Source organism: Candidatus Omnitrophota bacterium (assembly GCA_016209275.1).
Taxonomy (GTDB): domain Bacteria; phylum Omnitrophota; class Gorgyraeia; order Aquiviventales; family Aquiviventaceae; genus JACQWM01.
Genome location: JACQWM010000062.1, coordinates 26001 through 33554, shown reverse-complemented (window position 1 = coordinate 33554; position 7554 = coordinate 26001). Strand labels below are relative to the sequence as shown.

9 protein-coding genes, 1 tRNA gene and 1 riboswitch are annotated in these 7554 nt (G+C 61.3%); of the genes, 6 read left to right on the top strand and 4 right to left on the bottom strand.

All coding sequences use genetic code 11. From position 1 onward, the window contains the following. Nucleotides 1-93 precede the first annotated feature (93 nt). The 3 genes from HY737_09190 to purN all read left to right on the top strand — a co-directional run bounded on the left by HY737_09190 (nt 94) and on the right by purN (nt 1166). A tRNA-Thr gene (locus tag HY737_09190) sits at nt 94-165 on the top strand. A 30-nt stretch (nt 166-195) separates the two neighbouring features. After that, nucleotides 196-522 (top strand): thioredoxin, encoded by a 327-nt coding sequence (gene trxA / locus HY737_09185; GenBank protein ID MBI4598557.1) that lies wholly within the window; start codon nt 196-198, stop codon nt 520-522. Between the two features lie 56 nt (nt 523-578). Next, nucleotides 579-1166 (top strand): phosphoribosylglycinamide formyltransferase, encoded by a 588-nt coding sequence (purN, locus tag HY737_09180; protein MBI4598556.1) that lies wholly within the window; start codon nt 579-581, stop codon nt 1164-1166. 25 nt (nt 1167-1191) lie between these two features. On the opposite strand, the gene HY737_09175 is transcribed toward purN, so the two are convergent. The 4 genes from HY737_09175 to HY737_09160 all read right to left on the bottom strand — a co-directional run bounded on the left by HY737_09175 (nt 1192) and on the right by HY737_09160 (nt 3004). Then, the gene (locus tag HY737_09175; GenBank protein ID MBI4598555.1) at nt 1192-1467 is read right to left on the bottom strand and encodes a hypothetical protein; all 276 of its coding nucleotides are present in this window, start codon (nt 1465-1467) and stop codon (nt 1192-1194) included. 6 nt (nt 1468-1473) lie between these two features. After that, a complete protein-coding gene (locus HY737_09170) occupies nt 1474-1752 on the bottom strand; it encodes an AbrB/MazE/SpoVT family DNA-binding domain-containing protein (GenBank protein MBI4598554.1) in 279 nt (92 codons plus the stop codon). Between the two features lie 191 nt (nt 1753-1943). Next, nucleotides 1944-2366 carry a hypothetical protein gene (locus tag HY737_09165; GenBank protein MBI4598553.1) on the bottom strand — a complete coding sequence of 141 codons (423 nt, stop codon included), beginning with the start codon at nt 2364-2366 and terminating at the stop codon, nt 1944-1946. Nucleotides 2367-2383: 17 nt separating this feature from the next. Then, complete coding sequence (locus tag HY737_09160) at nt 2384-3004, bottom strand: hypothetical protein (protein MBI4598552.1); 621 nt, start codon at nt 3002-3004, stop codon at nt 2384-2386. 114 nt (nt 3005-3118) lie between these two features. Next, nucleotides 3119-3194: riboswitch (cyclic di-GMP riboswitch) on the bottom strand. Nucleotides 3195-3259: 65 nt separating this feature from the next. On the opposite strand from HY737_09160, the gene HY737_09155 reads away from it, so the two are divergent. Genes HY737_09155 through phoR form a run of 3 tightly spaced genes read left to right on the top strand, consistent with a single transcriptional unit; the run spans nt 3260 to nt 7500 of the window. Next, nucleotides 3260-5524, top strand: a complete 2265-nt coding sequence (locus HY737_09155; protein MBI4598551.1) for an aconitate hydratase — start codon at nt 3260-3262, stop codon at nt 5522-5524. A gap of 45 nt (nt 5525-5569) precedes the next feature. After that, entirely contained in the window at nt 5570-6256 is a 687-nt protein-coding gene (locus tag HY737_09150) for a response regulator (GenBank protein ID MBI4598550.1), read from the top strand. Continuing rightward, the gene (gene phoR, locus HY737_09145) at nt 6256-7500 is read left to right on the top strand and encodes a phosphate regulon sensor histidine kinase PhoR (protein ID MBI4598549.1); all 1245 of its coding nucleotides are present in this window, start codon (nt 6256-6258) and stop codon (nt 7498-7500) included. Before HY737_09150 ends, phoR begins: the two co-directional genes overlap by 1 nt. The last annotated feature ends 54 nt before the right edge of the window (nt 7501-7554 follow it).

Here is a 7554-nt window from a genome sequence, read left to right as displayed (position 1 = left end):
GACGAGTGAATTGGGCGCCGGCACGACGGTGACGCTCATGCTGCCTCGGCAATCGTCATCGTAGTCTGCTAAAATACATCGTTGCCATTTCGCGCCGGTGTAGCTCAGAGGTAGAGCAGCTGTTTCGTAAACAGCGGGTCGGAGGTTCGATTCCTCTCACCGGCTCGGTTCACCGGTTATGTAAAGGAGGCGTGGATGGCTGGAGCCGTGCAGGAATTCTCAGATGTGAACTTTGAGCAGGAAGTGACCAAATCCTCCACCCCGGTGCTGGTCGATCTCTGGGCCGCCTGGTGCGGCCCCTGCCGGATGATCGCGCCGATGGTGGAAGAGTTGGCCGGCACGTACCAGGGTAAAGTCAAAATGGGCAAGGTCAACGTCGATGATTTTCCCCAGCTGGCCGCGCAATTCGGGATCATGAACATTCCAACCCTGCTGCTCTTTAAGGGCGGCAAGGAAGTCGACCGCATCGTCGGCGTCGTGCCCAAAGAAGAGCTCGCCCGCCGCCTCAACCAGATCCTCTAGAGCGATATCAGATATGAAACGGCCGTTTCATATCTGATATCGCCTTGGATGGAGAGATGAGAACGCAGCCAGCACTTGCCGTGCTCTGCTCGGGGCAGGGAACAAACCTGCAAGCGATCCTGGATGCCACCCGCACCAAGCGCCTCAAGGCGCGCGTGGCCGTCGTCCTCAGCGATCGCGCGAATGTGAAAGCGTTAGCGCGGGCTGCGCGCGCCGGGGTGGAAGCGCATGTCGTCGATCCGAAGCGCTATTCATCGCGCGAAGCGTTTGAGAAGACGCTGATCACGTTGTGCGAGGCGCATCAGGTGCGGCTGGTCTGCCTCGCGGGGTTTATGCGGATTCTCTCGCCGGTCTTCGTGCGTCACTTCCGCAACCGCATCCTCAACATCCATCCAGCACTCTTGCCGGCGTTTCCAGGCGCGCACGCGGTGCGTGATGCGCTCGCTGCGGGTGTCAAAGTCACCGGCGTGACGGTGCACCTCGTCGATGAGCAGGTGGATCACGGCCCGATCCTGCTGCAGGAAGCGCTGACGATTCAACCGGACGAGTCCGAAACACGCGTCCTCACACGGCTGCACCAAATCGAACATCGCCTCTACCCGAAGGCGATCGCACTCCTCCTTACAGGCCGATTGAAGCAGTAGTGCAATTTGTCAGCGGCGGATTATCTTACCAGTCGCGAAGAAATCGCTTGATGCCATCGTGGTTGCCTGCGAGCAAAAACTCCACCGCATCGCGCCGTCGGTAGAACACCACGCGGTCACTCAGGCCCGCTCGGCACTCCCAGAGGTTTGGTCGAAGCTGCGTGAGTCCCAACCCCGCCGGCGCCTGACCAGTTTCGAAGGCTGCCACGAGCCGTTCCACGGTTTCCTGCACGCTGCGTTTTCGGGTGGCATCCAGCCGCGCAACACTGCGATCAAAGCGCGGGCTGCTTTGGTACTGCATGATTCACTAGAGCGATCGCACGTGCTTCAAAAACGCCTCGGCTGAAGGAAAGGCCTTCCCCCCTGGCGCCTTGGCCAGCTTGAGCAGCTTGCGCAGTTCTTCGGCGGTATACGGCTCTTCCTCGGGCACCAACGTGATCTTGGTCATGATAATCCGGTGAGTTTTTTCATCCACCACAAACCCGACTTGGTCCCCTTTCCCCCGCAGACCCAACAGTTCGCGCACCCGCTTCGGCAGGGTAATCTGGGCCTTGCTGCTTAAGGTGGCGGTCATCCATACGGCCATGTTCTGCTCCTTGCTGATCGCGCCACAGAGACTGTAAGATTTCCTTACAGTAAGGATACCATACTTTCACTATGCCGGCAAGGCCCTGGTCGCTTTACTCCCCGATGCCGGTGCATTGCTGCGAAGCCTCGGCGACGCAGAACACCCCGCGCGGGCAATATGATCTCGCAAGATCTGACCCCATCTTTCTTTCAGTTACCGAGCAACCGGTCAATGCGGGAAGTGATCGTGCCTTCCGGATCTTGCCGTTGGCGTTCCAGCGTTTCCAGGCGCGTTCGGGTTTCGGCGATCGCCGCATCCAGCGTCGCTAGCTCACCGTCCAGTTGCTCCCTGACGAGCGGCACGAGTTGTGCGCGCGCCGTCTCCTCGCTGATGCCGCCGTTGCGGAATTGGTCGATGATGGCTTCCATGCGCTGTTGAAGCGTGAGGGCTTGATGCACACGCTCGTACGTCGCCGGATCCCGGACCTTGAGCTCCTCAAGGACCTGCTCTGTTTGGGAGGGGTTGGCTTGGAGCACCGCCTTGACTGCATCGGCGCATCGGCCGACAGCGCCTTCAGACTCATCCGCCATGGCCGCATGAACCGGCACGGCGGTCGCGATGAGCACTCCCATCCATACGCCGCGTCGGTTCATTGGCAAATCATCAGGTAGGCGCCGCCCTGGCTGCCGCTGTACGTCCAGCCGCCTCCGCCGGCTTGCGGTGTCAGGGACCAGTTGCATGTCGATGACCAGCCGGCCGCCGGGATGTTGTGCCCCCCAATCAGATAGGGGCATCCGTTGGGAGCGACAATGACAGCGCAGCTCGCTCGTGTAAATCCTGGGAGCGGATTGATGGTGCCGCCGCTGACCGCGGCTCCGCTGCCCACTTTCACGCCGCCGCCTCCGCCAAACCGTTGCCAGGCCCCGCTTTGGAAAATCTTGGCTTCGTTATCCGTGGTATTGAAGTACATCGCTCCACTGCCCAAGGCGGGCGGGTCAGCCGGCAGGCCGCCTAATTGAAACTGTCCGTCCTGCACGACCGTATTGCCCTTGACCTGAAACCTGGCGGCTGCGTTGAGCGCATCCGTCCCGATCCCCACACTGCCGCCACCCGTGGCGAAGTACGAGCTGCTTGTGCTGCGCAGCTCTTGATACACCCCGCGGGGGGAGGGGTAGTAGGTGGTCAGCGTGATCTCCTCGGCGATCACGTAACCGGCGGTGGCGAGGAGCAACCCCACGAGCAGCCAAGCCTTCATCGTTGAACGTCCCATCCCTCGCCTCCTGCGTCTTCAGGCGATATCAGATATGAAATGCCCATTTCATATCTGATATCGAACTAAAAAGGCCGAGCCGCCTCATTCGGCAGCTCGGCGATCTCTTAACCGGACGGTAGCCCGGCCATCTTTCTTGAGACCCGTGGCTTTGCGCCCTCACGTCACCGTGAGTTTGCCTTTCTCGTCAGTCTACTTATTAGTATACCTCCGAACGCGGCGTACCGGCAAGGGAATTGCGGTATAATACCGGTCATGATCACCACGGACGAACTGGGCGCCATCACGGCGCTCTACAGCGCCTTGCCGGCGAAGGCGGCGTGGCTGCGCAAGCGGCTGGGCCGGCCGATCACGCTGGCCGAAAAAATCCTCATCGCCCACGCGGTGGATCCGGAGCGGCACGAATGGAAACGGGGTGCGAGCTACGTCACGCTGCAGCCGGACCGGGTGGCCATGCAGGATGCCACAGCACAGATGGCCATCCTCCAGTTCATGCAGGCGAAGCGCGACACGGTGGCCGTGCCGACGACGGTGCACTGCGACCATCTCATCCAGGCCCGCGTCGGAGTCGCCGACGACATGAAATACGCCTTGGAAGCTAATCAAGAGGTCTACGATTTTTTGCGGAGTGCTGCTGCGCGCTACGGCATGGGATTCTGGGAGCCGGGGGCCGGCATCATCCACCAGGTGGTGCTCGAAGAGTACGCGTTTCCCGGCGGGCTGCTGATCGGCACCGATTCCCACACGCCCAACGGCGGCGGTCTGGGGATGCTCGCGATTGGCGTCGGAGGCTCGGACGCCGCCGATGTGATGGCCGGGCTGCCATGGGAAGTGAAGCATCCGAAACTGATCGGTGTGCGCTTAACCGGCGCGCTCTCCGGCTGGACCTCGCCCAAAGACGTGATCCTGAAGCTGTGCGGCATCCTCACGACCAAAGGCGGCACCGACGCCATCATCGAGTTTTTCGGGCCCGGCACCGCCTCGATCAGTGCCACCGGCAAAGGCACGATCACCAACATGGGCGCAGAAATTGGCGCGACCACCTCGGTGTTCCCCTTCGATGAGCGCATGAGCGCGTACCTGCGGGCGACGAACCGGGCCGGGGTTGCCGAGCTGGCAGAGCAGCACGCCGCCGATCTTCGCGCCGATGCGCAAGTCCACGGCGACCCCAAGCGGTTTTTTGACCAGATCGTCGAGATCGATCTCGCAACGCTTGAGCCGCACATTGTCGGGCCGCGGCGGCCGGATCTGGCCCGGCCGATTTCACAATTAGCCAAAGATGTGGAACGCCACCAGTATCCGCCGCAGATCCGCGCGGCCCTCATCGGCAGCTGCACCAATTCTTCCTATGAGGATATCGGCCGAGCGGCAGCTGTTGCCGAGCAAGCGAAGCAGGCCGGCTTAACATCGCGGATCTATTTTCTGATCACGCCGGGATCAGATCAGATCCAGAACACCATCCGCCGGGATGGGCAGTTGAAGGCGCTCGAAGAAATCGGGGGCACCGTCTTAGCCAACGCCTGCGGTCCGTGCATCGGCCAGTGGAAGCGGGATGATGTAAAGCCGGGCGAGAGCAATTCGATTCTGACCTCGTTCAACCGCAATTTTCCCGGCCGCAACGACGGCACGATGGAGACGCTGTCCTTCATGGGCAGCCCGGAGATCGTCACCGCGATGAGCCTGGTCGGTGATTTGCGATTCAATCCTGTCACGGATCCGGTGACGGCTCCTGATGGGCGCACGATCATGCTGCAGCCGCCGGCGGCTCCAGAACTGCCATCGAAAGGTTTTGCGCCGGGGGCGGCCGGTTTCTTGCCGCCAAAGGCATTAACGGAGCGGAACGCCGTGCGCGTGCTCATTGCGCCACAGAGCGAGCGGTTGCAGGCGCTTCCGCCGTTCCCCGCCTGGGATGGAAAAGATTTTGATCAGCTTCCCATGCTCCTGAAAGTCAAAGGGCAATGCACGACGGACCATATTTCCCCAGCCGGCAAATGGCTGCGATTTCGAGGGCATCTGGATCGGATCAGCGACAACATGTTCACGGCGGCGGAAAACGTCTTCACCAATGAAGCCGGCACGGCGATCGATCAGCTCGACGGGCGCAAGAAGCCGATGGCGCAGGTCGCGCGCCACTACAAGGCCGAGGGGCTGGGCTGGGCGGCGGTCGGCGATGACAACTACGGCGAGGGCTCCAGCCGCGAGCATGCGGCGATGTCGCCGCGGTATCTTGGCTGCACGCTCGTCATTGCGAAAAGTTTCGCCCGGCTGCATCTCACGAATCTGAAAAAACAAGGCATCTTGCCGTGCACCTTCGTCAATCCCACCGATTGGGAGCACATCAAAGCCGACGACCGCATCAGCATCCACGGGTTGGCACAGCTCGCACCCAATAAGCTGTTGCAGGCGACCCTGCATCATCGCGATGGCTCCAGCCGGCCGCTGCCCTTGGCGCATTCGATGACCGAGGAGCAGATCCGCTGGTTCCGCGCCGGCGCCGCCCTGAATCTCCTCGCAAGCTAAGACGATATCAGATATCGAATTCGATATCTGATATCGTATGGAAAGATGGCTCAACCGAAAATCCTGGTCGTTGACGATGAGAAAAACATCGTCGAGGCCATCACCTACAATTTGCAGAAAGCAGGCTTCAGGACGCTGACAGCGGCTGACGGCAAGCGCGCGATCGAGCTGGCCCAGCGGGAGCTGCCGGATCTGATCACCTTGGATGTGATGCTGCCGGAGCATGACGGCTGGGAGGTCTGCCGCCTGCTGCGGCAGGATGCGCGCACGAAACGCATTCCCGTGATCATGCTGACGGTCAAAGGCGATGAGACCGACAAAATCGTCGGCTTAGAGCTCGGAGCCGACGACTACATGACCAAGCCCTTCAGCCCCAAAGAGCTCGTGGCGCGCGTGAAGGCGATTCTCCGACGCATCAAGGAGCCGGTGGCTCATGAGGCGGCGGCGATCGGCGAGTTGCATGTGGATTTTGGCCGGCATGTCGTCCGGCTGAAAGACAAGCCCGTGGAGCTGACGGCGAAAGAGTTTGAGCTGCTCAAAGCCCTCCTTGAAGCGAACGGCCGCGTGCTGTCCCGCGAATTCCTGCTGGATCGCGCGTGGGGGCTGGAGCAATCCCTGGAAATCGAAACGCGCACGGTCGATGTCCACGTCGGCCAGCTCCGCAAGAAATTGAAACAGGAAGCCAAGCGTCTCGTCACCGTGAAAAACGCCGGCTACCGATTCGACCGCTGATGGTTCGCCTCCAACGGCTGCTTGGCTATGCGCTGCTGCTCGCGACCCTCATCCTCCTTCTCAAAGCCCCGTTTCCGCTGCCCGTCCTGCTCATCCTGTGGGCGGGTGTCGCGCTCCTCTGGGGCGTGGTGATGATGCGGGCAGGGCAGGCAAGCACCCCACCTCCACTGCCGGCAGCCACCGAGGCGATCCAACAGCAGCTGCGGCAGCTCGAATCCCAGCGCCAGCAAGCGCAGGCGATCTTAGACAGCATGGGAGAGGGGGTGGTGGCACTCGATCGGGAAGGCCAGGTGTTGTGGCTGAATGGCTCTGCCCAGCGCCTCTTGGAGCTGACCCCTGATCAGGCGAAGGGCAAGCGGCTGACGGAGTTGCTCCGCCATCCTGAATTAGATGATGTGGTGAGAGAGGCCTTAACGCAGCAGCGGCCGGCCAGCCGCGAGATCCAAACGTTCGGCCCGCGCGAGCAAGCGATCCGATTCCAGGCCACCCCCTGCGAAGACCAGACCGCGGCGGCGGCCCTCGTGGTCGTGGCACAAGATGTCACCGAGATCCGTCGGTTGGAGGGTGTTCGGCGGGAGTTCGTGGCCAACGTGTCGCATGAGCTCAAAACTCCGCTGACCTCCATCAAGAGCCTGACCGAAACGCTGCTCACCGGCGCGTTGGAAGATGCGCAGAACAACCGGCGGTTCGTCACGATGATCGACCAAGATGCGACGCGGCTGACCCGCCTCATCGATGATTTGCTGGCGCTCTCGCAAATCGAATCCAAGGCCACACCGCTGAACCTCCAGCCGGTCAATCTCCGTGTGCTGATCGAATCGCTGCTGCCGATGTTCGCACAGCCGATGCAGGAGCGCCACATCACGATGGAGGTGTTGATTCCGGCGGATGCCCCGCAGGTGCAGGCGGATTCGGATCGCTTGCGGCAGGTGTTTGTGAACCTCATCGACAATGCGGTGAAATTCAACACGCCGAGCGGCCGCGTGTCGATTCGGGCGCAAATCTCCGAGGAGCAAATCCGCATCCTGGTCGAAGATACCGGTGCCGGCATCCCGGAGCAGGATCTGCCGAGAATTTTTGAGCGGTTCTACCGGGTCGATAAAGCCCGCTCGCGTGAGCTCGGCGGCACGGGGTTGGGACTTGCGATCGTCAAGCACTTGGTGGAATTGCACCACGGCACGGTCGACGTCCGCAGCCAGCCTGGGCAAGGCTCCACATTTACCGTGACACTTCCGCTTTCCTAAGTTTTACCTACTTTTTACCTGTCCCTCAAACGCTGCTGACATCCTGTTGCTAAC

Excerpts from the sequence above, each read along its gene's own strand:
- HY737_09165 (MBI4598553.1), bottom strand. The coding sequence starts at position 2,366 with ATGGGAGTGCTCATCGCGACCGCCGTGCCGGTTCATGCGGCCATGGCG.
- HY737_09175 (MBI4598555.1), bottom strand. The coding sequence starts at position 1,467 with ATGCAGTACCAAAGCAGCCCGCGCTTTGATCGCAGTGTTGCGCGGCTG.
- HY737_09155 (MBI4598551.1), top strand. The coding sequence starts at position 3,260 with ATGATCACCACGGACGAACTGGGCGCCATCACGGCGCTCTACAGCGCC.
- trxA (MBI4598557.1), top strand. The coding sequence starts at position 196 with ATGGCTGGAGCCGTGCAGGAATTCTCAGATGTGAACTTTGAGCAGGAA.
- purN (MBI4598556.1), top strand. The coding sequence starts at position 579 with ATGAGAACGCAGCCAGCACTTGCCGTGCTCTGCTCGGGGCAGGGAACA.
- HY737_09160 (MBI4598552.1), bottom strand. The coding sequence starts at position 3,004 with ATGGGACGTTCAACGATGAAGGCTTGGCTGCTCGTGGGGTTGCTCCTC.
- phoR (MBI4598549.1), top strand. The coding sequence starts at position 6,256 with ATGGTTCGCCTCCAACGGCTGCTTGGCTATGCGCTGCTGCTCGCGACC.
- HY737_09170 (MBI4598554.1), bottom strand. The coding sequence starts at position 1,752 with ATGGCCGTATGGATGACCGCCACCTTAAGCAGCAAGGCCCAGATTACC.
- HY737_09150 (MBI4598550.1), top strand. The coding sequence starts at position 5,570 with ATGGCTCAACCGAAAATCCTGGTCGTTGACGATGAGAAAAACATCGTC.